The sequence below is a fragment of the Rhodococcus sp. ARC_M12 genome, from assembly GCF_022810385.1.
GTDB lineage: Bacteria > Actinomycetota > Actinomycetes > Mycobacteriales > Mycobacteriaceae > Rhodococcoides > Rhodococcoides navarretei.
The window spans coordinates 119,039-143,209 of sequence record NZ_JALGQI010000011.1; the positions used below are offsets into that span (position 1 = coordinate 119,039).

Consider the following 24,171-nt stretch of genomic DNA (forward strand, 5'->3'; position numbering starts at 1 on the left):
CTCCATCATGCCCGAGTAGGTTCGGTCCTCATGAGCGACCCAACACGTGACGACGACCTCAGCGAGCTGGCCGGCCGACTGTTCGCCATGGCCCGCACCGGCGACGCGGCCGCGCTCGCGAGTTACCTCGACGCAGGCGTCCCGGTGAATCTGCACAACGAGTCGGGCGACACGCTGGTCATGCTGGCCGCGTATCACGGGCATGCCGACGCGGTGCGCGTGCTGGTCGAGCGCGGTGCCGATGTGAACAAGTCCAACGACAAGGGACAGACTCCACTCGCCGGGGCAGTGTTCAAGGGTGAGGACGAGGTGGTGCGTGTTCTCGTCGACGGTGGAGCCGACCCGCACGGCGGTCACCCGTCGGCCGTCGATGCTGCGACGATGTTCGGACGCGAGGACTACCTGGGGTTGCTCGGCAAGTAAGGTTCCCTCTCGTGATCGACCTGAAATTCCTTCGCGAGAACCCCGACGCAGTGCGCGCCTCGCAGCGCACCCGAGGCGAGGACCCCGCTCTCGTCGACGCGCTACTCGACGCCGATGCATCTCGCCGCGCCGCTGTGCTCGCAGGCGATCAGCTGCGGGCCGAGCAGAAGGCCTTGGGAAAGCAGGTAGGCAAGGCCTCCGCCGAGGACCGTCCCGCACTGCTGGCCGGGGCATCGGAGCTGGCCGCCAAGGTGAAGGCCGCCCAGGCCGCCGAATCCGAGGCCGACGCGGCCCTCGACACGGCGCACCGCGCAATCTCCAACATCGTCCAGGACGGCACGCCCGCGGGCGGCGAAGACGACTTCGTGCTGCTCGAGACCGTCGGCGACATCCCGGAGTTCGATTTCGAGCCCAAGGACCACCTCGAGCTCGGTGAATCGCTGAAGCTCATCGACATGGAACGCGGAGCCAAGGTCTCGGGCTCACGCTTCTACTTCATGACCGGCTACGGCGCGCTGCTGCAGCAGGGATTGCTGCAGCTGGCTGCGCAGAAAGCCGTCAAGAACGGCTTCACCATGATGATCCCGCCGGTGCTGGTGCGGCCGGAGATCATGTCGGGAACCGGATTCCTCGGAGCCCACGCAGACGAGATCTACCGACTCGAAGCCGACGACCTCTACCTCGTTGGAACCTCCGAAGTGGCTCTCGCGGGCTACCACTCGGGCGAGATCATCGACCTCGCCGACGGCCCGAAGCGATATGCCGGATGGTCGTCGTGCTTCCGCCGCGAAGCAGGCAGCTACGGCAAGGACACCCGCGGCATCATCCGAGTCCATCAGTTCGACAAGATCGAGATGTTCTCGTACATCAAGCCCGAGGATGCAGCCGCCGAACACCAGAAGCTGCTCGAATTCGAGAAAGAGATGCTCGCGGCCGTCGAACTGCCGTACCGCGTCATCGACACCGCAGGCGGCGACCTCGGCTCCTCGGCCGCCCGCAAATTCGACTGCGAGGCATGGGTTCCCACCCAGAAGGCCTACCGCGAGCTGACCTCGACCTCGAACTGCACCACGTTCCAGGCCCGACGCCTCGGCGTGCGCTACCGCGACGAGAACGGCAAGCCGCAGACCGCGGCGACGCTCAACGGCACCCTCGCCACCACCCGCTGGATCGTCGCGATCCTCGAGAACCACCAGCAGGCCGACGGTACCGTCCGGGTCCCCGAGGCCCTCGTACCCTTCGTCGGAACGGACGTTCTGAAATAAGACTCGCTCAGGCGATGTCGCCGATGCAGTAACCCTCGCCGCCGATGGCCAGTACGAAGGTGCGGTTCTGGTACACCCCGGACGCGTCGATGATGTCTGCGTTGACCTGGGTGTAGATGCCGTTCTGCCCCGTGACGAACACGCTGTCGGGATCGAACGAGGTGATGCCGGGCAGGATGTTCGGGTTCTCCACCAGCGGCGGGGCAGTGGGAACGCCGGTGCCGAGGGGATCCCAGGTCTGTCGACCGTCGCAGACGAGCGGGAAGTTCTCTTCCACATCGTCGGGGGCGACGGGCAGCCCGGCGAGACGACCCAGGTAGCGGTCGACGGTGTAGACGGCGTCCGCCGCGTCGAACACAGGGGCCGTGCCGGTGGGGTAGACGGTGGGGCAGGCATAGCCGGACGCGATCTCACTGCGCTTCACACTGACCGTAGCGGTGGGCCCGGTCCACGTGACGGCGAACTGGCCGTCGACGCCAGGGGTGGCAACGGCAGCGAGAATCGCGGCGGTGTCGACGTACATCGTCGGGATGTCGGTGGGCGGGACAGTCCAGCACCGCGCCGTGACGACGCCGATACCGCCACCGGTCAGATCGTTGACGAACGGCCGCAGCGCCATCGCAGCGTCGGGGTTGCCGGGAACCTCGCCGACGGGTGGGCCGGGCGGGATCGGTGGGGGCGTGGTGGTGGTCGCGGAGGCCGTTGTCGGAGTTGTCGTCGACGTCGTTGCCTCGGTGGTGTTGCTCGTCGCCCCGGACTGTTCGGACGGCAGTCCGACTGCGGAATCGCAGGCTACGACCAGGGCGAGAGTTGCGATCAGCGGCAGCGCGGTTCGGACTACCCGGGTCCGCCCTGGTGATGCCGCACTGTTCTTCACGTCGTTTCTCCCCCGTTGCATTCTGGCCGGACCTGTCATCTCCCGGACCTTTTGTCCGGCATCGTCCACCGACTACGCTAACGGACTGTGGAACCCGTCTACCGATCAGTCATCGGCATCGCTCGTGCAGTGTTCGCGTTCGAGGGCCTGAAATTCGAGGTCGAGGGCGAGGAACACATCCCCGCGACCGGCGGAGCCGTCATCGCCGTCAACCACACCGGATACATGGACTTCACCTACGCGGGACTACCGCCGCGCCGGGTGAAGCGCTACATCCGGTTCATGGCGAAGAAGGAAGTCTTCGACAACAAGATCTCCGGCCCGATCATGCGCGCGCTGCGGCACATCCCCGTCGATCGCGGGGCAGGAGCGCAGTCGTACAAGGCAGCCGTGGCGAGCCTGCGCGACGGCGAGCTCGTGGGTGTGTACCCGGAGGCGACCATCAGTCGCAGCTTCGAGATCAAGGAATTCAAGTCCGGCGCAGCGCGTATGGCGATCGAGGCAGGCGTGCCGATCATCCCGACGGTCATCTGGGGTGCACAGCGCGTGTGGACCAAGGGCTACCCGAAGCGACTGGGCCGCACCAACACTCCCATCTCGATCGCCGTCGGTGAGCCGTTGGCACCGGTCGGCCCGCCCCAGGAGCTGACCGACCGGCTACGCAGCGTGATGCAGAAGATGCTGCTCGAGCTACAGGAGAACTACCACCACGAGCCGGGCGCGTATTGGGTTCCGGCCCGATTGGGCGGCAGCGCTCCGACTCTCGAAGAAGCGGACGAGCTCGACGCCCAGGATCTCGCAGCGCGTGCTGCCAAGCGGGCCGAGTAGAGCTTCGCGATGAACCTTCGTGGTGAGCGGGTCGTGTTGCGGCCCGTCACCGCAGAGGATGTGCCGGAGCTGCGCCGAATACTGCACACCCCCGAGGTGTACGCGCGGTGGGGCGACGAGGACGCCGACGAGAACTGGCCGTTCGACAACCCCGACGAACACCGCCTGGTCGTCGAATTGAACGGCGCGGCAGTTGGATTGATCCAGTACGGCGAAGAGACCGATCCGATGTACCGGCACGCGTCGATCGACGTCTTTCTGGATCCGGCAGTGCACGGCCGCGGTATCGGACAGGACGCCGTGGGCACCCTGGTGCGATACCTGACCGTCGAACTGGGGCATCATCGGCTGGTGATCGACCCGGCCGCCGACAACGCGGTAGCCATAGCCTGTTACAGCGCAGTCGGTTTCGAGCCGGTCGGCATCATGCGCAAATACGAGAAGGGGCCGACCGGCTGGCACGACAGCCTGCTGATGGACTTGATCGTCGAATAGCTATCGGTGGTTCGCAAGAGTGGAGCCCGCGGAACGACCGGTGAGGCCAGGCAGTGTCAGGCGGAACCTCGCGCCGGTAGGCCCTGCGGCGCAGACGAGTTCGCCGCCATGAGCGCGCGCCAACGTTCGTGCGATCGAGAGGCCGAGCCCGACGCCTCCGGAGGAGCGGTCGCGTGCCGAGTTCAGTCTGACGAGCCGCTCGAAGATGCGTTCGCGGTCTGCCTCGTCGACGCCGGGACCGTCGTCGTCGACGGTGACGAACGCGTGTGTATCGGCCCCTGTCGTCACTCGGACGGAACCTCCGGGCGGCGTGAATCGAGCGGCGTTCTCGAGGACGTTCGAGAGAATCTGCTCGACGCGGCCCACGTCCACCCTGACCGGCACCGGTTGCGATCCGTCGACCTCGAACCGAACCTGAGGGGATAACAGTGCCGCACGCTCGACGGTGCGCCGCGCAATGTCGGCGAGATCCTCGTCCGCCAGTTCCAACTCCGAAGTGTTCTCTGCACGAACGGAATCGAGCATGTCGCCCACCAAGCGGGAGGCCCTGCTCGATTCGCCGACCAGCAGCTCGCTCCACCTCCCCACCCGATCGGGACGATGCTCGGCATCGCGCTGCAACGATTGCGCCAACGCCGAGATCCCGGCGACCGGAGTCCGCAATTCGTGTGCGGCGTCGGCGAGGAATCGGCGCATCTCGTCCTCTGCTCGACGCGCCGACTGCGCGGCGGCAGCCTCCTTACGCTCGGCGTCCTCCAGGGCGTCGAGCATTTCGTCGACGGCGGAGGCAGTACGGCCCAGGTCCGTCTTGGGCTTCGACGGTAGTAGCCTTCTCCCTCTGTCGCCGTTGGTGATTCGACGAGCGACGGCGGTCATCGAATCCAGTGGTGACAGTGCGCGCCGCACGGCATAGGTGAGCGTGGCTGCGGCCAACAGCAGTGTCACGGCTCCGGCAGCCACCATCAGGATGCGCAGTTGTCGGCGAACATCGGCGATCGCGGTGGTGTCGCCGAGTAGTGACAGCGTCGAGCCATCGGGCAACGATTCGGTGATCTCGAACGAATCCGACGGGGGTGCAGGGGGATCGGGAGGAGCGGGAGGGCCGGGGGCTCTCGACTGCCCGGCAGGCGGAGCCGGGGTTGCGGGCCGAATATCCGGTCCGGGCGGCCCGGTGCCGGGAGCGCCGTAGACCGTGCCGTCCGCAGTGGTGACACGAACTCGGATGGCGTCGCCCTGGAGGGACTGCACCAGATCGCCGGGTTCGACGCCGCTGTCCACGAGTTCGACGGCTCGGGTTGCTCGGTCGGTCAACCGAGCTTCCAGATCACGCCGAAGCTGTTGACCGAGAACGATATCCACCGACACGCCGACTATCAGCAGCAACACCGCGAACAGAACGACGACGGTGGCGACCACCCGCGTGCGCAACGAGGGCGTGGGCGTGCGGTTCACTGCGGAGCCCGCAATGCATAACCCAGGCCGCGGACGGTATGAATCAACCGCGGCCCATGCGCTTCCATCTTGCGACGCAACGCACTGATGTGCACTTCCACCAGGTTGCCGTCGTACGCGCCGTAGCCCCAGACCGATTCGAGGATGGACGTTTTCGAGACCGTGCGGCCACGCTGGGCGACGAGGAAGGTTGCCAGGCGGAGCTCGGTCGCCGTCAGATCGAGGACACTGCCGGCGCGGGTGACGACCCCCGCGGATTCGTCCACCAGTAGATCGCCCACCTGGATTGCGTCCGACGATCTGCCCCGTCTGCGCAGCACCGATTTCGCTCGTGCCACCACCTCGTCGAGCTGAAAAGGCTTGATCACGTAGTCGTCTGCGCCATCGCTCAGTCCGCGCAGCCGGTCTTCCAGCCGGTCCTTCGCGGTGACCATGATGATTCCGGCGTCGGTGCTCTGCCGAACGACGTCGATCAACGCGAACCCGTCCCGAGCGCCGGGCAGCATGACGTCGAGAATCACGACATCGGGGCGGAAGCCTGCCATCGTGGTCTCGAAGTCGTCCCCGTCGGGCAGGGACGCTGCCGTGAATCCCGCGTCCTCGAATGCGGCCACCAGTGCTTCTCGGATGGGCAGTGAGTCCTCCACCACCATCACCCGGGGAGCGGAACTGTATGTCATGCCTCGATTGTCACCCACCAGCTGAAGTGATCCTGAAGATGCGCCCGGCTTCAGGGTGACTTCAGCTAGCGGCGGCAGTGTCGGTGACAGACCGAAACGAACGACACAGTCCGAACAAGGAGTGAACGTGAACGATCAGACTCAGCCTATTCCCGCAGCATCGAACCCGGAGCCGGTCCGAGGGACCACGCCGAAGCGGTGGAAGGGACGGGTGCCGCTGGTGGCGACGGCCGCAGCGGGTCTGGCCGTCGGTGCCCTGGTGACCGCGGCAGTCTTCGCTGCCACCGGACCCGACGTCTCGCCCGGCGTGTCCACGGTGGCCTCGTCCTCGGAGCTCGGGCAGCGGACCGATGGTGGTGGCGGGTCGGATGTACCTGCGGTGCCGGCAGCTCCTGCGGCTCCGGACGCCGGTGACGGCTCGACGGTTCCTGCTGTCCCGGCACCACCGGGATCTGCGGACGGCGCTACTCCTGCGGCACCGGGGGATGGTGCAACTCCGCCTGCTCCGCCCGCGGGTGGCCCGGGCAAGGGCGGCCCAGCTGACGGCGGACCGGGGAAGGGCGGACCGGGCGCAGGTGGCCCCGGTGGTGCTGTGTGCGCACCGGCTGACGGTGCGACGCCGCCTGCTCCGGGTGCTGAGGGAGACGGTTCGACTCCGCCTGCACCTCCGGCTCACGCTGACGGCGCGACTCCTCCCGCACCGCCGGCAGCTCCCTCGGGTTCCTGAGCTCAACTTCTTCCAGCCCCGCACCGTTGTTTCGGTGCGGGGCTGGAGCTTTTCTTGGGGGTCAGGCGATGTGGGGGCCTGCGCGGGCGTGGGATTGTCGGGGTTGTCGATACGGGTCGACGGTGGCCGGCGGTACGAACCACGGGTGGTTGTCGGTGCCGATGAACACTTCCCAGTCGGAGTGGTGCATGAGTCGGTGGTGAAATCCGCACAGTAGGACGAGGTTGTTCATGTCGGTGGGTCCGCCGTCGGCCCAGTGCCAGATGTGGTGTCCTTCGGTCCAGGCGGCGGGTTTTCCGCAGCCGGGGAACGCGCAGCCGTGATCGCGGGCGGTGAGGGCTTTGCGTTGTTTTGCGGAGACGGTGCGGGCGGTGCGAGCGAGGTTGAGTGGGTTGCCGTGCTCATCCATGACGATGGCGGTGAGAACACAGTCGCACGCCAACTGGCGGGAAGTGTTGCGGGATAGTGGTCCCATCCAGGGAAGCCATCCGACCGACGTGCCGTCGCCGAACAGGTCGCGATAGGTGCCGCGATCGGTCGCACTGCGGTCACCTTCACCGCCACTAGCGGTGCCACTGTCAGGGTCGGCGGTTCCAATATCCGGCTCGTCAGCGGAGTCGGAGTGGATCGGGTGTCCGGTGTTGATGTCGACCGGATCGCGTATCTCTGTGTTGTTGTCGGATTCGGTTGCTGCGCGCGAGGGTTCGTCGTCTGCGATGTCGTCGGCGTCGGCAGTGTCGGCGCTGTCGCGGAGGTCGGTGAGATCGCGCAGGTTGATGTGCAGGTTCAGGTGCGGTCGTTCGCCGCCTTCGATGGGCCGGCTGCTGGAGGCGAGGTATTGGTCGAGGATGTGTCCGAAGGCGTCGGCTCTGCGTTTGGCGGGGCTGCGGTCGTCTCCGGTTTTGGGTGACTCGGTGCCGTCGGCGGCGGGTTGCGGTTCGGTCAGGGGTGAGAGTGCGGTGAGGAGTTTTTCTCCGGTGACGGCGTCTAAATCCATCTTCGCCACCAGACGTCCGTTCAGGGTCTTGGAGGCGAACAGTTCGTTGCGGTCGGTGTTCTCCGGTGGTGGGGTCTTGCCGCCGAACTCGTCCTCGAGCTTGGTGATCGCTGCTCGGATGCGGCCGGTGCGTGCTTCGGGTCCGGTGGCGGCGGCGATCATCGCGGTGCGGGCCATAACGCGACCCTCTTCCGGGAGGTCCTTCGGTGGGGTTTCGGCGAAGGTGAGGATCAGCGCCGCGTGGTCGATGGAGATGCTGCCGGTGTTCACGGCGTCGGCGATATCGGGGAAGTTCTTCATGCCGCGTGCGAGGGCGACGATCTTGGTGGCCTTGGACGGTGAGAGCAGGGTGGTGGAGGTCAGCCACCCGGCGGGTCCGGGGAAGCCGAGTTTCTCACGGCTCACGCGGGTGTCGATCTCTGCGACGAGGGCGATCCGCCGGGCCTCCAACAACTGAATTTCATGGGAGACCGTGGCGGCGTCGGCGAGGAGTTCGCTCTCGCTCAGTTGCCAGATCTTCGTGGTCATGGAAGCAAGTGTATCGAACGTGCGTTCGACTGGCAAGCGTGATTGAATCGAAAACTGTTGCCCTGCTTGAGTATTCGAGATTCAGAACCTGCCGGTGGGGTGTGGTAGGGGTTGGAGAAACCTGGCGTCAGGGGATGATGTCAATCAGCTTCTCTGGCAACGGTTTCCAGCTCGGCTCGATATGCGGCCCACCACGCTGCGTCGCCGTCGGCCATGTTTTCGTTGCCGAGACGCATGCCGACGGACTGGTCGATCAGTTCGCGCACGATGTCTGCGTGCCCAGCGTGCCGGTTGGTCTCGGCAATCATCTGGACCAGGACTCGGTGCAGAGTCACTTCCTGCTTCTCGACGGGCCAGTGCAGGACGCGTCCGACAGTGTCGAGGTCGTTGGCCGCGATGGTTTCGTCGGCGTGTAAGCAGGCCTCGTGGTACAGGTCGACGATGAACTGCGACGACTCGTCGGCAGCGGCCCACATATCCGAGTTCAACTGCGCCACGGCCGATTTCTCCAGTTCGGTGAATCGGGCCGGGAATTCTCGACCGAACGTGAGCCCGAAGTATCCGTATTCGACGATCGCCAGGTGCTTCACCAAGCCCAGTAGATTGGTTCCGGTCGGCGTCATTGGGCGCCGCGTCTCGTATTCGGGCAAGCCGTCGAGCTTCCACAGCATGTTCTCGCGAGCAATCCGAAGGTATTGATGCAGCTCGTCTTTCATGTCGCTCAGCTCACCGACGCGTGCCAGACCAGAGCGGCGGCCAGCGCACCGAGTCCATTCAACGACCAGTGCAGGGCGATCGGCGCGATCAAACTCCCGCTACGGCTGCGCAGCCACGTGAACACCACGCCCGCCGCCGCAGTGGCCACCACGGCCAGTGCGATACCGACGATCTGCCCGAACAGTCCGCCGCCCAGAAACCCGCTGAGCCCCACGTTGCCCGCCGTCAGGCCGAGCGAGGACGCGATGTGCCACAGACCGAACAGCAGAGACCCTGCCGCGAAGACTCCGCGTGCACCGTAGATGCGACCCAGCGTGCCGTGGAGCACCCCGCGGAACGCGAGTTCTTCCGGGATCACGGTCTGCAGCGGAATGACAATCATCGACGCGACGATGGCGGCGGAGACGGTTGCGTATCGGTCGGCCATGAAGAAGGGCCGAGTCAGTGGCAGCAACGCACCGATCGCGACGACGGTGAGTACGACCCCGACGGCTCCGAGTGCGTACAGAGATCCGGTCTTCCAATGCTTCGGAGACAGTCCGAGTTCGGCCCACCCCAGACCCCGACGGTTCGCCAGGACGACCAGCAGAACAGCGGCGATCGGAACCGTCGCGATACTGGCCCACACCGTGGTGAAGTGCGCGATGAGGTTGGTGCCCACGAGTACGAGAACGACGATGGCGACGTCGAGGTACGCGTGGAAGGCACGTCGGGGTGCAACGCTCCCGGCTGGATTCACAGCAAGCATTGGATCGAGTGTACTGGCGTCACCTGTGAGCGCCGGGTGAATCGAGGCTTCGGTCGAGGCCTTTGGCGTCGTAGATGCGGGTGAACACCACACCGAACACGAGCCCGATGAGCAGGCCGAGAGACGTCATGCCGACCGAATGCAACAATCCCGCGTCGAGTGAGGCGTTGAAGTACAGGATCGAGCGAGTGCCGAGAAAGATCTGGTGCATGGGCTCGAACTGCGCCAGCCAGGTGAAGAACCGCGGGCTCGCTTCGAGGGGGATGGTGCCGCCCGACGACGGCAACGCCAGGATGATGAACACGATCAGATTGATCAGCAGTCCTGCCGTGCCGAACGCGGACATCACCGCCAGTGCCGTGATGCCGACCGCGGCGATCGCGTACGCGCCGTACATCCACAGGGTCCAGGCGTGCGTGATCGGCATGTCGAGCAGATGACTGATCAGCAGATAGAGGGCGGACACCAGCATGGCCAGCACGATCATCACGAGCCATTTCACGAGCAGCGTCTGGAAGCGGTTGATCAGGGTCGGTCCGCGGTGGATGTACTTGGGGCCGATCTCTGTGGGCGTGAATCCGAGTAGGCCGTCGACGAGTGCGCTGACGATGGTCGCACCGGTGAAGCCGGCCAGGACGAGCAAGAGCGCGTAGTAGAACGCAGACAGGCCACCGCCGGTGCCGTCGGGCAGAGGATCGTATTGGGCAACGATCACATCGATCGGCTGCGCGAGGGTGAGAGCACTCGCACCGGCGAGCTGTGTCTCACCGAGCTGCTGGCGCACCTGTTCGGTGATCTGTTGTCCCACAGTCTGATTGACCGAATCGAAGGCCGGTGTCGCCACCCCGGTCACGAGCGACATTCCGAAGCTGCCGGCACGCGGGTTGGTGTAGACCGTGATGATCGGCTTCTCGACGTCCCCGGGAATCACGCTCGCCTGGGCGAGGATTCCCATCCTCTTGGTGAAATCGCTCGGGATGACGATCGAGCCGTACGCCTCGGCCGTCGACAGTAGCGATTGCGCCTGCGCCGGACCGACTTCCCGGAAATCGACCTTCTCCGGATCGACGTTCTGCAGCAGACCGTCGACGATGTCGTTGCCGATGTTGCGTTGCTCGCCTGCGAGGGTGTCGCCCTCGTCCTGGTTGACGATCGCGATGGGGAGGTCGTGCAGATTGCCCCTTGGGTCGAGCACGCCGCCCAGGTACAGGGCAGCGAGAAACGACATCAACGCCGAGACGACGAGAATGGGGGCAAGCCAGAAACGCGGCGAACGAAGGACGTCGGCCATCGACCGAGGGGTTCTGTCGGAGGTCACCGGATCAGTGTCGCAAGTTCGGCCGATACGTGCGCGGTACTTCTACCTGTGGACCGTCGATCGTCCGGAATGGGCGTTACGCCCACCCATGTGAGTGGAACTTCGTAGCAGGCTACGAAGTTCCATGCACATGCGGCGCAGCCGCTCAGGCCCGACGCGGCAACTTCCAGTCCGGACGCACCCAGTGGCACGTGTAGCCCTCGGGGTACTTCTGCAGGTAGTCCTGGTGCTCGGGCTCGGCTTCCCAGAAATCACCTGCCGGGCTCACCTCGGTGACGACCTTGCCCGGCCACAGACCCGAGGCGTCGACGTCGGCGATCGTGTCCTCGGCGACGCGCTTCTGTTCGTCGTCGAGGTAGAAGATCGCCGACCGGTAACTGGCTCCGATGTCGTTGCCCTGACGGTTCTTGGTGGTGGGGTCGTGGATCTGGAAGAAGAACTCGAGCAGATCCCGGTACGTCGTCTGGGTGGGGTCGTAGACGACCTCCAGGCCCTCGGCGTGATTGCCGTGGTTGCGGTACGTCGCGTTGGGCACCTCGCCGCCGGTGTACCCGACGCGGGTGGAGACCACTCCCGGAAGCTTGCGGACGAGCTCCTCGGCTCCCCAGAAGCATCCTCCGGCGAGAATGGCGGTTTCGGTGGCTGCAGACATCGTTGTTCTCCTAGCTCTTTATCGATCGATACGTGGGGTTCAACGAACGAGGCGTCGTCATAATTCCGAGTCGTGGGTACGTTCGCCCACCTCGAGAACCAGCTTGCCGGTGTTGGCACCGTCGAACAGCAGGTTCAGCGTCGATCCGAAGGCGGGGACGCCGCCGATCTCGATCTGCTCCCGCGCGGTCATCGTGCCGCTGGTGAGCAGCTCGGACAGAGCGTCGACACCTTCCTGGTAGCGATCGAGGTAGTCGAAGATGATGAAACCCGTCATCGAGGCCCTGTTGATGAGCAGCGACAGGTAGTGCGCCGGGCCGGGCTGCGGGTCGGTGGCGTTGTAGCCGGAGATGGCTCCGCACAACACCACTCGCGCTCCCTTGCGCAGCCGCGAGAGGGCCGCGTCGAGGATCTCACCGCCGACGTTGTCGAAGTACACGTCGATGCCCTTGGGTGCAGCTGCCTTCAGACCCTTGTACACCGACTCGTTCTTGTAGTCGATCGCCGCGTCGAAACCCAGTTCCTCGGTGAGCCAAGCACATTTCTCGGGTCCACCGGCGATCCCGATCACGGTGGCTCCCTTCGCTTTCGCGATCTGACCCGCGATGCTGCCCACGGCACCGGCGGCTCCTGAGATCACCACGGTGTCGCCCTCGGCGAGCTTGCCGACGTCCATCAGACCGAAGTAGGCCGTCAGTCCGGGGAACCCGAGCGCGCCGAGCCACGTGGGTGCCGGTGCGATCGACTCGTCGACCCTCTGCACACCCGACCCATCCGAGATCGCATGCTCGGTGACGCCGAACGAGCCCGAAACGACCTCGCCCACAGCGTAATCGGGATGCCGAGATTCGAGGACGCGGCCGACGGCATGAGCGCGCATCACCTCGCCGATCCCGACGGGCGGCACGTACGAGCGCGCATCGTTGAGCCAGCCGCGCATCGCCGGGTCGAGAGAGACGTAGTCGATGGTGACGACGAACTCACCGTCGCCCGGAGTGGGAATCGGTTCCTCGGTGAGCTCCCACGTCGATTCGTCGGGACGTCCCACCGGGCGCTGAGCCAATCGGATCTGGCGGTTCACGGATGTCATCTACCGTTCCTTCCACATCGAAGACGTGCATGTCGAAAACAGGGCACCTCGACACTAGGGCAGAATGACGTCACGATGACCAACGCGCCGAACACCACCCGCCTCGCCCCCCGACTCGTCGCAAGCGACGTCGACGGCACCTTGCTGGACCATCACGAACGTGTCACCGAACGTACTCGGCGCGCCGTCTCGGCCGTCGTCGCCGACGGAGTTCCCTTCGTGCTGTCCACGGGCCGGCCGCCGCGGTGGATCCACCCCGTCGTCGATCAGCTGGGATACGCGCCGATGTCGGTGTGCGCCAACGGCGCGGTGATCTACGACGCTGCCAACGATCGTGTACTCAGTGCCGAGACCTTGTCGGTGCAGACGCTGCAGTGGTTGGCCGACGTCGCGTATCGCGCGCTGCCCGGCTGCGGACTGGCCGCCGAACGGGTGGGCCGGACGGCACACGACTCGGCCACCCCGCAGTTCGTCAGCTCCCCGGGCTACGAGCACGCATGGCTCAACCCAGACAACGTCGAGATGACCGAGGACGACGTGGTCGACGTTCCGGCCGTCAAGCTGCTGATCCGGTTGTCCGGTTCCACCAGCGGACACATGGCCGACATCCTGTCCCCGCTGATCTCCGGTCGCGCCGACCTCACGTTCTCCACCGACAACGGCCTCATCGAACTGTCGGCACCGGGCATCACCAAGGCGTCGGGCCTGGCCAAGGTGGCCGAGTCGCTGTCGGTGGATGTCGACGACATCGTGGCCTTCGGCGACATGCCCAACGACGCGCCGATGCTGTCGATGGTGGGACTGGGCGTCGCGATGGGTAACGCGCATCCCGCTGCCGTCGCGGCGGCGAACGAAGTGACCGTCACCAACGCAGAAGACGGAGTGGCGCACGTCCTCGAACGCTGGTGGTGACGCGCCGGTCTTCGGACGTCCCGAACACGACAGGGGCCGAGTCACCGTGGTGACTCGGCCCCTGTCGACTGTGTGAAACTCAGCCCGCGGGTGCGGGCTCCGGTGCGGGAGCAGGCTCGGGTACCGGAGCCGGTTCCACCGGCGCGGCAACGGGGTTCTGCATTTCCGCGTTGTAGGTGTCGTTGTACGTCTTGATCACCGTGGTGACGATTCCGGTGAGCTCGTTGAAGATCAGCGAACCGTTCTCGAAGTCGGTTCGGAAGCCCTCCGGGACCTTGAACTCGTCGGTGATCGGCAGGCCGAGAATGCCGTCGACGCCACCCTGCTGCACGTACTGCTGGAAGATCTTGCCGATGACGGCCACGGCCTGACCGGCCATGTTGGTGATGATCTCGCCGTTGGCGAACTGCGCCTTCTCACGGCCGCCGCTCACCTGCACCAGACCGGAAACCGGTACGCCGAGCACGCCGGTTTCTGCGCCCGATTCCAACCACTTCTGTGCGACCGGACTGGTCGACGCCAGTCGTTGCAACTCGGCGACCAGAGCCGGGATGTTCTCGCCCAGAGTGGAACTGGCGTCGGTGCCCGGACGTGAGGGAGCCGGGTCGGTCACTGCGGTATCGGGTGCGGTATCGGGAGTGTCGGGCAATGCCGGAGTGGCATCTCCGCCACCGAGGTTCGCCGCAGCGATGTCGCGGATCTCCCCGAGCCGTGCGTAACCGGCGTCACCCGGGCATTCGGTGTTGCCGACGTCGCGGTGACCGAAGATCACCGGCAGGTCGACGCTCTGGCCGCGGCCGACGAACGTGAAATCCGTTCCCTCCGAGGTCATCGTGGTGGTGCCCTTGGGGTCGAGACCGGCCTTGCCGAGTCGCCATCCGAGGAACTTGCCGACGGAGTCGATGGTCTCCTGCGAGGGATCCTCGCTCGAGTAGTCGCCCATCATGGCGATGCCCATCGTGTTCTCGTTGAATCCGCCCGAGTGTGCACCCTGAACCGGCTTGTCCAATCCACCCGCACGGCCCTCGAAGATCTGTCCGTACTTGTCCACGAGGACGTTGTAGCCGACGTCGCACCAGCCGAGCGTCTGCGCGTGGTACGCGTAGATGGCGCGGACGATCTCGGCCGATTCGGACTTGGAGTAGTCGTTGCTGCCTGCGGTGTGGTGCACGGTGGCACCGCCGAGGAAGTCGTCGATCGTCGGTGTGGCGCAACGGATCGACTCGTCGGCACCCCACTGAGCGCGGGTGATCACCTTCGGGCCTGCGTCTCCGGCGACGGGCGTGGCGATGTCGCTCAACGCCGAGTCGACCGGCGACGTTCCCGGGGTGATGAGTACGGCACTGATGTCGTTGACGGCTGCCGCCAGTTGCTCGGTGGTACTCGCCTGGTCGGGATTCGCTGCCGGATCTGCCGGTGCGGGCTCGGTCGCAGCCGGATCCATCGCTGCCGGATCCAGTGCAGCCGGATCGAGCGGGGCCGGATCCTGTTGGCGGAGGGGCGTGCTCGACGACGCAGGCGTGTAGCCCAGTGGCTGTTCCGTAGCAGCGGGGGCCTCGGCCGGAGCGTCGACAGCAGGCAGTTCGACCACCGGAACCTCGGGAACCGGCGGCGTCGCGAAGCTTTCGGGAGCTGCACTGCTCGTCAGTGGCGTCAGCAATACCTGCACGGCGTTGGTCAGTCCGACGAAGATCGGCTCGGTGCCCTGCTTTTCCGCAGCGGGAACGGCGTCGCTCGCAGTGGTATCCACCGGCGCGGTTTCCAGCCACGGACCCCAGGAGCCGTCCTCCAGCTGCCGGCGGACCTGAGCGGAAGCACCGTCCAGCTGCTCGGACGTCAGTGCCACCATGCTGAACGGGGTGTCCTGCGAGATCTCCTTGACGGCGGCACCGAGCGGTGGACCCGTGGGGTCGGCAGCTTCAGGATTGACCGGCAGGGGATTCACCGGCGCAGAGGCGTCCACTCGGGGAATGGGGGCCTGCGCGGTTGCCCCACCCGGCGCGGGCGTGGTGAGGCCGGGGATATCGGGGATTTCGATCGGCGGGATCACGATGGAGTCCGGCAGCGGTAGGTATTTCAGATCCGAGAGCCGAAGATCGGGCAACGGCAGTCCGGTGAGCTCCTGCAGCGGAATCACGATGTCCGGCGCAGCGCTCAGCGCGGTCTCGACGATCTTGGTCGGAACGGTGACCGGGGTTGTCTCGTTGGCCGGTCGAACTCCGGTTGTGGTGCTGTCGGTGAGGCCTGCGACCGCAAATGGGGTCGCGACGGCCAACAGTGCAACAGCACCGAGAACGATCGACGGCTTCGTTCGACGGTTCGGCAAGGCGGTACTCCCTGGTTGTTGGTAGGTACGCGTCGTAGGAACTCCAGTTGCTGAACAACATGAATCACATCAGCAACATGAGTCCCATCAGACACAAGGCTAAACCTTAGCTTGACAGTTAGCCACAAGCGGGAAGTTCCGGTGGCGCGGCGCGTCGGGCGCGTGACTTACGCTTTCCAGCTGTGACTGTGCACTTCATCGGAGCCGGACCGGGCGCTGCCGACCTGCTCACGCTGCGGGCCGTCGAGTTTCTGCGATCGAGCCCGGTCTGCGTCTACGCCGGTACCTACATCGACGACGCCATTCTCGACCACTGTTCTGCCGGCACCCGACAGGTCGACACCGCGAAGCTCGACCTCGACGCCATCACGGCCGAGCTGGTCGCGGCCCACGAGCGCGGCGAGGACGTCGCGCGCTTGTGCTCGGGGGACCCGTCGCTCTATTCCGCGATCGCAGAACAGTCCGCCCGACTCGATGCCGCAGGTGTGCCCTGGGACATCACCCCTGGCGTTCCGGCCTACGCGGCCGCAGCCGCCGCACTGGGCGTCGAGCTGACGGTCCCCGAGGTGACGCAGTCGGTGGTGCTCACGCGCGCGCAGGCCCGCTCGACGGCAATGCCCGATACCGAGGCGCTGAAGAACTTCGCCGCCACCCGAGCGACGTTGGCGCTGCACCTGGCGATCACTCGCACGCGCATCACCGCCGACGAACTCAGCGGGTTCTACGGTCCCGAGTGCCCCGCCGCGGTGGTCTTCCACGCCAGCAAGCCGGACGAGCTGATTCTGCGCGGCACTCTGGCCGACATCGCCGATCAGGTCGAGGCCGCAGGTCTTCTTCAGGCGGCGGTGATTCTGGTGGGCCCGGCCCTGGCTCGACGTGTCGTCGCCGAATCTCACCTGTACGACGCGTGTCGGGACCGATCGTGAAGATCCATCTGATCGGCATCGGCGGCGGACATCCGGATCAGGTGACCGTCCAGGCCGTCCAGACACTGCGGGCCGTGGACGTGTTCATCGTGGCCGACAAGGGCGCGTCGGTGGGCGATCTCGGGGCTGCACGGCAGGCGCTGCTCGAGCGTCACCACGGCGGCAGCTACCGGGTGATCGAGGTGCCCGACCCGCCCCGGGACCGGTCACCGCAGCAGTACGAGAACGCCGTCCTCGATTGGCACGATGCCCGCGCCCGCGCCTACGCCGAGGTGCTCGACGGACTCGCCGAAGGCACCGTCGTCGGGTTCCTCGTCTGGGGTGACCCTGCGCTGTACGACAGCACGATCCGCGTCGTCGAGCGGTTGGCCGCGTTGCGCGGCGACATCGAGTTCGATGTCACACCCGGAATCTCCAGCGTGTCGATGCTGGCGGCGAGTCATCGGCTCGTCCTCAACCGCATCGGCGGACCGATCGTGATCACCACCGGCCGCAACCTGGCGGGCGATGTCGCCGCCGGTCTCGACAATCTCGTGGTGATGCTCGACGGCAATCTGGCGTGCAGCGCGCTGACCGGCGCAGGATGGGGCATCCACTGGGGTGCGAACCTGGGAACGGCGGACGAGAAGCTGGTGGCAGGGCCGCTGGACGACGTGCTGGGCGATATCCGCCGAGCCCGCGAGCAGGTCAAGTCCGAGCACGGCTGGGTGATGGATACCTACCTGCTCCGGCGCCTGAGCGAATGACACCGGGCACCTGGTGGGGTGGAGCGGTCACGATCGTCGGATACCCTGGTTGCCCGTGACTGCTGTAAGCCCCGAGACCACCTCTTCCGACGCCTCCGTGACCGGCCGATACGACCTCATCGTCGTCGGATCCGGGTTCTTCGGACTGACCGTGGCGGAGCGGGCGGCGTCCCAGTTGGGCAAGCGTGTCCTCGTGCTCGATCGTCGCCACCACCTGGGCGGCAACGCGTACTCCGAGGCCGAGCCCGAGACGGGCATCGAGATCCACAAATACGGTGCGCATCTGTTCCACACCTCGAACAAGCGAGTCTGGGATTACGTCAACCAGTTCACCGACTTCACCAGCTACCAGCACCGTGTCTTCGCTCTGCACAAGGGCCAGTCGTATCAGTTCCCGATGGGCCTCGGTCTGATCTCGCAGTTCTTCGGCAAGTACTTCTCGCCTGCCGAGGCGCGCGCTCTCATCGAGGATCAGTCGAGTGAGTTCGACTCCAAGGATGCGCAGAACTTCGAGGAGAAGGCGATCTCGTTGATCGGGCGTCCGCTGTACGAGGCGTTCATCAAGGACTACACCGCCAAGCAGTGGCAGACCGATCCGAAGAACCTGCCCGCGGGCAACATCACCCGGTTGCCGGTGCGGTACACGTTCGACAACCGCTACTTCAACGACACCTACGAGGGACTGCCGGTCGACGGCTACACCGCGTGGCTCGAGAAGATGGCCGCCGACGACAGGATCGAGGTCCGGTTGAACACGGACTGGTTCGACGTCAAGGCCGAAATCGTGGCCGAGAGCCCCGGCGCTCCCATCGTCTACACCGGCCCGCTGGATCGCTACTTCGACTACTCCGAGGGCGAATTGGGTTGGCGCACAATCGACTTCGAGACCGAAGTGCTGCCGACCGGTGATTTCCAGGGCACCCCGGTGATGAACTACAACGACGGTGACGTGCCGTTCATTCGGATCCACGAGTTCCGCCACTTCCACCCCGAGCGCCAGTACCCGACCGACAAGACGGTCATCATGCGCGAGTTCTCCCGCTTCGCGAAGAGCGGCGACGAGCCGTACTACCCGATCAACACCCCCGACGACCGGCAGAAGCTCGAGGCCTACCGCGACCGCGCCAAGGCCGAAGCAGCCGCCAACGGAGTGCTGTTCGGTGGACGCCTCGGCACCTACCAGTACCTCGACATGCACATGGCCATCGCCAGCGCACTGAACATGTACGAGAACACCCTGGCCCCGCACTTCGAGACCGGCGCTTCCCTGGCAGGCGACAAGTGACCGCCAAGCACCTCCTCGAGGACGGGGCCGCGGATGTCGCCCCGATCCTCGGAAAGTCGCTGCTGCAGCGGGTGTTGCTGCCGCGCTCCGGTGAACCGCTCGACGTGCGGACGCTGTACCTCGAAGAAGCGCTCACCAACGCCAAACGGGCACACTCGCTCTCGCGGACCTCGGTCACGATCGGCTCCGAGTCCGAGGTGTCGTTCTGCACCTACTTCAACGCGTTCCCGGCGAGCTACTGGCGGCGCTACAGCGTCTTGAAGTCCGTGGTGCTGCGCGTCGAGGTTTCCGGCCACTGCCGAATCGACGTCTACCGGTCCAAGGCCGACGCGTCACGCATCCACGTCGAGGGCCGCGAGGCCGTCGACGGCGATGCGGCACAAGAGTTTCTGATCGACCTCGGTCCGTTCGAGGACGGCGGCTGGATCTGGTTCGACATCACCTCCGACTCCGAGGTGGTGCTCGAGAGCGCGGGTTGGTATGCGCCGATCGATGCGCCCGGCGAGGCCACCGTCGCCGTCGGTATCCCCACCTTCAATCGCCCGACCGACGCCGTCAAAGCCCTTGTGGCTCTTGGCTCGGATCCGTTGGTTCTCGACGTGATCCAGGCCGTCATCATGCCGGATCAGGGCACCCGCAAGGCCAAGGACGAGCCCGGATTCGACGAGGCCGCAGCTGCCCTCGGCGGCCGACTCGCCATCCACGATCAGGCCAACCTCGGCGGGTCCGGCGGCTACAGCCGCATCATGTACGAGGCGCTGAACAACACCTCGTGCCAACACATCCTGTTCATGGACGACGACATCGAGATCGAGCCCGATTCGATCCTGCGGGCGCTGGCCATGTCTCGATTCGCCAAGGTGCCAACGCTCGTCGGTGGCCAGATGCTCAACCTGCAGGCGCGCAGTCACCTGCACGTCATGGGCGAAGTGATCGATCGCGGAAACTTCATGTGGACCGGCGCGCAGAACGTGGAGTACGACCACGACTTCTCCGAGGACCCACTGCGCACCAGCAAGCTGCTGCACCGTCGCATCGACGTCGACTACAACGGCTGGTGGATGTGCATGATTCCGCGCGTCGTCGCCGAGGAACTGGGGCAGCCGCTGCCGCTGTTCATCAAGTGGGACGACGCCGAATACGGTCTGCGGGCACGGGAAGCCGGCTACCCGACGGTGACGCTGCCGGGTGCGGCGATCTGGCACATGGCATGGAGCGACAAGGACGACGCCATCGATTGGCAGGCGTATTTCCATCTGCGCAACCGCCTGGTGGTCGCCTCGCTGCACATGCCGGGCGACGGCAAGGGCCTGGTGCTCGACACGGTCAAGGCCACGATCAAGCACCTGCTGTGCCTCGAATACTCGACCGTCGCGATTCAGAACCTCGCGATCCGCGACTTCCTGGCCGGCCCCGAGCACATCCTCGAGATCCTGCCCACCGCACTGCCGACCGTGCACGCACTGCGCAAGGAATTTCCCGACGCGGTCGTCGTCGGCAGTTCCACCGAGCTGCCGCTCGCGTCCGGTGAGGAAGTGGGAGCCGTCGGTTTGCCGACCAACCCGATCGCCAAGATCAGCCGATTGGCAAAAGGGTTGCTGCACAACGCAAAGCCTGCGCACACCCAGCATCACGACCGCCCGCAGCTCAACGTCCCGACTCTCGACGCGCGCTGGTTCCTGCTGTCCCAGGTCGACGGCGTCACCGTCACCACCGCCGACGGCCGGGGCGTCGTGTACCGCAAGCGGGATCGTCAGCAGGCGGCGGCGCTGCTCAAGGAGGCTCTGTCACTGCGCAAGCAGTTGGCAGCCGAATTCCCCGCCCTGAAGGCTCGGTACCGCGATGCCGTGCCGCACCTGACCAGTAAGGAAACGTGGGAACGTGTCTTTCGTTACCAGGCGTAAGGGCCAGACCGAGGCCCCGACGGAAGTCCGGATCCTCGAGAAGGTGCAGAGCACCGTCGGCAGTGCCCCCGGCGCGATCACCGTCGCCCGGGGTATGTCGCACTTCGGCGAACACGCACTCGGCTGGGTCGCGATCGCCGGTATCGGTGCCGCACTGGACAAGCCGCGTCGGCGTCAGTGGGCATCGGTTGCGGTCGGAGCCGTCGGCTCCCACGCCGCGTCGATCGTCATCAAGCGCATCGTGCGTCGGCCGCGTCCGCACGACCCGGCCGTCCGCATCAACGCCTCGACGCCCAGCAAGCTGAGCTTCCCCTCCTCCCATGCGACATCCACCACAGCCGCCGCGGTTCTCCTCGGCCGGGTGACCGGGCTACCGTTACCGGCGGTCCTCGTCCCACCCATGCTGCTCTCGCGCTTGGTGCTCGGAGTCCATTACCCCACCGATGTGCTGGCAGGATCGGCGCTCGGCGCGTTGACGGCTGCGGCCGTCGTGAAGTTCGAAGGAGACAAATGAGCGAGGATGCCGCACCCGTAGGCGCACCGCCGAAGAACCTGGCGGATGGCATCGTCAAGGCACTTCGTCCGCGTCAGTGGGTCAAGAACGTCTTGGTGCTGGCTGCACCGCTCGCGGCGGGCTCGGTCACCGACCCCGACGTTCTGCTGTCGGTCGCGCTCGCGTTCGTCGTGTTCTGCTTCGCCGCATCCGGGGTGTACCTGGTCAACGACGCCTTGGACGTCGAAGCCGACCGCGCGCACCCCACCAAGCGGTTCCGACCCATCGCCGCAGGCGTACTGCCGGTCAACATCGCCTACGCGATGGCGGTTGTCTCACTCGGTCTCGCCATCGGCCTGTCGTTCATCGCGAACTGGAAGCTGGCGCTCGTCATCGGCGTCTACATCGCGATTCAGCTGGCGTACTGCTTCGGCCTCAAGCACCAGGCCGTGCTCGACATCTGCATCGTCTCCTCGGGCTTCCTGCTCCGTGCGATCGCCGGTGGGGTTGCTGCCTCGATTCCGTTGTCGCAGTGGTTCCTGCTCATCATGGCGTTCGGTTCGCTGTTCATGGCGGCCGGTAAGCGGTACGCGGAGCTGCAGCTCGCCGAACGGACCGGCGCGAAGATTCGCAAGTCGCTCGAGAACTACACGACCACCTACCTTCGATTCGTCTGGACGTTGTCCGCGACGGCCGTCGTCATCTGCTACGGCCTGTGGGCGTTCCAGGAAGATGCGGGCACGGGGGCGAACTGGTTCGCCATCTCGATGATTCCGTTTACCATCGCAATCCTGCGATATGCAGTGGATGTCGATGGCGGCGAGGCAGGCGAACCCGAAGAGATCGCGTTGGGAGACAGGGTTCTCCAGCTACTCGCCATAGCGTGGATCGGAGTGGTTGGTGTCGCTGTCTACCTCGCCTGACCAGCGAGACACGCGAGAAGAGAACTCCGCTCGGGCATCGATCACCAGGCCCGTCTTCTGGATCGGGACCGTGGTCACCGGGGCGTTGTTCCTCTGGGGTGCGTGGGAGCGCCGCTGGATCGCCGACGACGGTTTGATCGTTCTGCGTACCGTCCGCAACCTGCTGGCAGGCAACGGACCGGTGTTCAACGCGGGCGAACGGGTGGAAACGAACACCAGCACCATCTGGACCTACCTCGTCTACGCCGGCAGTTGGCTGAGCGAGGGTCGACTCGAATACGTGGTCCTGACGATCGCGCTCGTGCTGTCCACGGCCGCCGTGGTCGTCGCGATGATCGGGACGTTCGCACTGCGGGGCCGTACCGCGTCTCACACGTTGTTCCTACCCGCCGGGGTCCTGGTCTACATCGCGGTTCCGCCCGCCCGTGACTTCGCGACGTCCGGCCTCGAGACCTGCCTGGTCATCTTCTGGTTGGCGATGCTGTGGCTGCTGATGGTTCGGTGGGGCCAGCGCCGCTCCGGTGGCGGCGAGCTGCTGCTGCTGGCGTTCTTCGCCGGGCTCGGCCCGCTGGTGCGTCCGGAACTGTCGATCGTGGCGGTGCTGGCGCTGGCGATGATCTTCCTGGCCCCGCAGAGTTGGCTGTCCAGGCTCCGAGTGTTCGCGGTCGCCGGAGCCGTGCCGGTGCTCTATCAGATCTGGCGCATGGGCTATTACGGCCTGCCGTACCCCAACACCGCGGTGTCGAAGGATGCCGGCGGAGCCAAGTGGTCTCAGGGGTTCGAGTACCTGTCCAACCTCGTCGGCCCGTACCTGCTGTGGCTGCCGCTCGCGCTGCTGGTCGTCGGTGCCGTCCTGTCGGCGTCTCGAGTTCGACTGTCCCTGCCCCGGACCGTCGGTGGCTGGCTTGCTGCTCTGCGGACGCCCACCGCCGTCGTCGTGTTCGCACTGATCAGTGGATTCATCCTCGCCGTGTACGCCATTCGCGTCGGTGGCGATTTCATGCACGGCCGAACGTTGTTACCGGCATTGTTCACACTGCTGCTGCCGATTTCGGTGCTGCCGGTTGCCCTACCGACACGCTGGTCCAAGGACCGGGCGACGGCAGTATTCGTCGCCGATCTCGTCGTCTGGGGTGGCATCGTCGTCTGGGCCGTCGCTGCTGCCAATACGACGGGTATGCCGCAGGGCTCGATCGTCGGCCGTAGCGGCATCGTCGACGAACGAGCCTTCTACTCCCTCAACACCGGGCACGCTCACCCGATTCTGGCCTCGGACTACCTCGACTACCCGCGGATGCGTGGGATGGTCGAGGCGATCGAGGACACCCCGGACGGTGGACTCCTGCTGCCGTCGGCGCAGTTCACCTACTGGGATGTCGTGCCGCCACCGCTACCCATCCCCGAAGGTGGTTTCGGTCACACCGTCTTCTTCCTGAACCTCGGAATGACCAGCATGAACGTCGGCCTCGACGTGCGGGTCATCGACCAGATGGGTCTGGCATATCCGTTGGCGTCACACACCGAACGGCTGGAGGACGGTCGCATCGGGCACGACAAGAACCTGTATCCGGACTGGGTGGTGGCCGATCTGGGACTCGTCGCCGTCCATCCGTACCTGCCCTGGTACATGGACGAGGATTGGGTCACCGAGGCTCAGGTGGCGTTGACCTGCCCGGACACCCAGGAATTGCTCACCTCGTATCGGGCTCCGTTGACGAAGGATTTGTTCGTCCGCAATGTCAAGCGCTCGTTCTTCTACGCCGGATATCGGTTCGATCGGGTGCCGAAGTACGAAATACAGAGATGTGATCTTCCGGCCCCGATATTGAAGGCCGACAATTAGATGTCCGAACACGAAAG

Annotated in this window: 23 protein-coding genes; 13 read left to right on the forward strand and 10 right to left on the reverse strand. The window is 65.5% G+C overall.

All coding sequences use genetic code 11. The annotated features are described in order from the left end of the window. The first annotated feature begins 30 nt into the window (after positions 1 to 30). Positions 31 to 423, forward strand: coding sequence for an ankyrin repeat domain-containing protein (locus tag MTX35_RS15655; RefSeq protein ID WP_243595864.1), 393 nt, complete (start codon positions 31 to 33; stop codon positions 421 to 423). An 11-nt stretch (positions 424 to 434) separates the two neighbouring features. Beyond that, the gene (serS, locus tag MTX35_RS15660; protein WP_243595865.1) at positions 435 to 1,688 is read left to right on the forward strand and encodes a serine--tRNA ligase; all 1,254 of its coding nucleotides are present in this window, start codon (positions 435 to 437) and stop codon (positions 1,686 to 1,688) included. A gap of 7 nt (positions 1,689 to 1,695) precedes the next feature. Here the strand turns inward: serS and MTX35_RS15665 are convergent, their stop codons facing one another. Next, positions 1,696 to 2,565: a hypothetical protein gene (locus MTX35_RS15665; protein ID WP_243595866.1), complete on the reverse strand. Its 870-nt coding sequence runs from the start codon at positions 2,563 to 2,565 to the stop codon at positions 1,696 to 1,698. Between the two features lie 87 nt (positions 2,566 to 2,652). Here MTX35_RS15665 and MTX35_RS15670 point away from each other — a divergent pair, with 87 nt between their 5' ends. Both MTX35_RS15670 and MTX35_RS15675 read left to right on the forward strand, forming a co-directional pair. Then, on the forward strand, positions 2,653 to 3,393 hold the full coding sequence (locus MTX35_RS15670) for a 1-acyl-sn-glycerol-3-phosphate acyltransferase (RefSeq protein ID WP_243595867.1): 741 nt from the start codon (positions 2,653 to 2,655) through the stop codon (positions 3,391 to 3,393). A gap of 9 nt (positions 3,394 to 3,402) precedes the next feature. After that, positions 3,403 to 3,888, forward strand: coding sequence for a GNAT family N-acetyltransferase (locus tag MTX35_RS15675; RefSeq protein ID WP_243595868.1), 486 nt, complete (start codon positions 3,403 to 3,405; stop codon positions 3,886 to 3,888). Here the strand turns inward: MTX35_RS15675 and MTX35_RS15680 are convergent, their stop codons facing one another. Beyond that, entirely contained in the window at positions 3,889 to 5,340 is a 1,452-nt protein-coding gene (locus MTX35_RS15680; protein WP_243595869.1) for a cell wall metabolism sensor histidine kinase WalK, read from the reverse strand. Continuing rightward, the gene (locus tag MTX35_RS15685; protein ID WP_243595870.1) at positions 5,337 to 6,020 is read right to left on the reverse strand and encodes a response regulator transcription factor; all 684 of its coding nucleotides are present in this window, start codon (positions 6,018 to 6,020) and stop codon (positions 5,337 to 5,339) included. The genes MTX35_RS15680 and MTX35_RS15685 overlap by 4 nt, the downstream gene beginning before the upstream one ends. A gap of 127 nt (positions 6,021 to 6,147) precedes the next feature. On the opposite strand from MTX35_RS15685, the gene MTX35_RS15690 reads away from it, so the two are divergent. Further along, entirely contained in the window at positions 6,148 to 6,747 is a 600-nt protein-coding gene (locus tag MTX35_RS15690; protein ID WP_243595871.1) for a hypothetical protein, read from the forward strand. A gap of 61 nt (positions 6,748 to 6,808) precedes the next feature. On the opposite strand, the gene MTX35_RS15695 is transcribed toward MTX35_RS15690, so the two are convergent. The 6 genes from MTX35_RS15695 to MTX35_RS15720 all read right to left on the reverse strand — a co-directional run bounded on the left by MTX35_RS15695 (position 6,809) and on the right by MTX35_RS15720 (position 12,796). Further along, a complete protein-coding gene (locus MTX35_RS15695; protein ID WP_243595872.1) occupies positions 6,809 to 8,272 on the reverse strand; it encodes an HNH endonuclease signature motif containing protein in 1,464 nt (487 codons plus the stop codon). 140 nt (positions 8,273 to 8,412) lie between these two features. Beyond that, on the reverse strand, positions 8,413 to 8,988 hold the full coding sequence (locus tag MTX35_RS15700) for a DinB family protein (RefSeq protein WP_243595873.1): 576 nt from the start codon (positions 8,986 to 8,988) through the stop codon (positions 8,413 to 8,415). 5 nt (positions 8,989 to 8,993) lie between these two features. Beyond that, positions 8,994 to 9,737 carry a CPBP family intramembrane glutamic endopeptidase gene (locus MTX35_RS15705; protein WP_243595874.1) on the reverse strand — a complete coding sequence of 248 codons (744 nt, stop codon included), beginning with the start codon at positions 9,735 to 9,737 and terminating at the stop codon, positions 8,994 to 8,996. Between the two features lie 19 nt (positions 9,738 to 9,756). Then, the gene (locus MTX35_RS15710; RefSeq protein WP_243595932.1) at positions 9,757 to 11,028 is read right to left on the reverse strand and encodes a YhgE/Pip domain-containing protein; all 1,272 of its coding nucleotides are present in this window, start codon (positions 11,026 to 11,028) and stop codon (positions 9,757 to 9,759) included. Positions 11,029 to 11,200: 172 nt separating this feature from the next. Further along, positions 11,201 to 11,707, reverse strand: coding sequence for a peptide-methionine (S)-S-oxide reductase MsrA (gene msrA / locus MTX35_RS15715; RefSeq protein WP_243595875.1), 507 nt, complete (start codon positions 11,705 to 11,707; stop codon positions 11,201 to 11,203). A 57-nt stretch (positions 11,708 to 11,764) separates the two neighbouring features. Continuing rightward, on the reverse strand, positions 11,765 to 12,796 hold the full coding sequence (locus MTX35_RS15720) for an NADP-dependent oxidoreductase (RefSeq protein WP_243595876.1): 1,032 nt from the start codon (positions 12,794 to 12,796) through the stop codon (positions 11,765 to 11,767). A 75-nt stretch (positions 12,797 to 12,871) separates the two neighbouring features. Between MTX35_RS15720 and MTX35_RS15725 the strand changes: the two genes are divergently transcribed. Beyond that, positions 12,872 to 13,708: an HAD family hydrolase gene (locus MTX35_RS15725; RefSeq protein WP_243595877.1), complete on the forward strand. Its 837-nt coding sequence runs from the start codon at positions 12,872 to 12,874 to the stop codon at positions 13,706 to 13,708. Between the two features lie 79 nt (positions 13,709 to 13,787). Here the strand turns inward: MTX35_RS15725 and MTX35_RS15730 are convergent, their stop codons facing one another. After that, complete coding sequence (locus MTX35_RS15730) at positions 13,788 to 16,034, reverse strand: N-acetylmuramoyl-L-alanine amidase (RefSeq protein ID WP_243595878.1); 2,247 nt, start codon at positions 16,032 to 16,034, stop codon at positions 13,788 to 13,790. A 182-nt stretch (positions 16,035 to 16,216) separates the two neighbouring features. Here MTX35_RS15730 and cobM point away from each other — a divergent pair, with 182 nt between their 5' ends. The 7 genes from cobM to zomB are packed head-to-tail and all read left to right on the forward strand — an operon-like array spanning position 16,217 to position 24,154. Continuing rightward, positions 16,217 to 16,960, forward strand: coding sequence for a precorrin-4 C(11)-methyltransferase (gene cobM, locus MTX35_RS15735; protein ID WP_243595879.1), 744 nt, complete (start codon positions 16,217 to 16,219; stop codon positions 16,958 to 16,960). Continuing rightward, positions 16,954 to 17,706, forward strand: coding sequence for a precorrin-6A synthase (deacetylating) (cobF, locus tag MTX35_RS15740; protein WP_243595933.1), 753 nt, complete (start codon positions 16,954 to 16,956; stop codon positions 17,704 to 17,706). Before cobM ends, cobF begins: the two co-directional genes overlap by 7 nt. Before the next feature lie 55 nt (positions 17,707 to 17,761). Then, on the forward strand, positions 17,762 to 18,991 hold the full coding sequence (gene glf / locus MTX35_RS15745) for a UDP-galactopyranose mutase (RefSeq protein ID WP_243595880.1): 1,230 nt from the start codon (positions 17,762 to 17,764) through the stop codon (positions 18,989 to 18,991). Further along, on the forward strand, positions 18,988 to 20,895 hold the full coding sequence (locus MTX35_RS15750) for a glycosyltransferase (protein WP_243595881.1): 1,908 nt from the start codon (positions 18,988 to 18,990) through the stop codon (positions 20,893 to 20,895). The genes glf and MTX35_RS15750 overlap by 4 nt, the downstream gene beginning before the upstream one ends. After that, the gene (locus tag MTX35_RS15755) at positions 20,873 to 21,409 is read left to right on the forward strand and encodes a phosphatase PAP2 family protein (protein ID WP_243595882.1); all 537 of its coding nucleotides are present in this window, start codon (positions 20,873 to 20,875) and stop codon (positions 21,407 to 21,409) included. Before MTX35_RS15750 ends, MTX35_RS15755 begins: the two co-directional genes overlap by 23 nt. After that, a complete protein-coding gene (locus MTX35_RS15760) occupies positions 21,406 to 22,311 on the forward strand; it encodes a decaprenyl-phosphate phosphoribosyltransferase (RefSeq protein WP_121871812.1) in 906 nt (301 codons plus the stop codon). The genes MTX35_RS15755 and MTX35_RS15760 overlap by 4 nt, the downstream gene beginning before the upstream one ends. Beyond that, positions 22,289 to 24,154, forward strand: coding sequence for a flagellar motor control protein ZomB (zomB, locus tag MTX35_RS15765; RefSeq protein ID WP_308198135.1), 1,866 nt, complete (start codon positions 22,289 to 22,291; stop codon positions 24,152 to 24,154). Before MTX35_RS15760 ends, zomB begins: the two co-directional genes overlap by 23 nt. Positions 24,155 to 24,171: the final 17 nt, after the last annotated feature.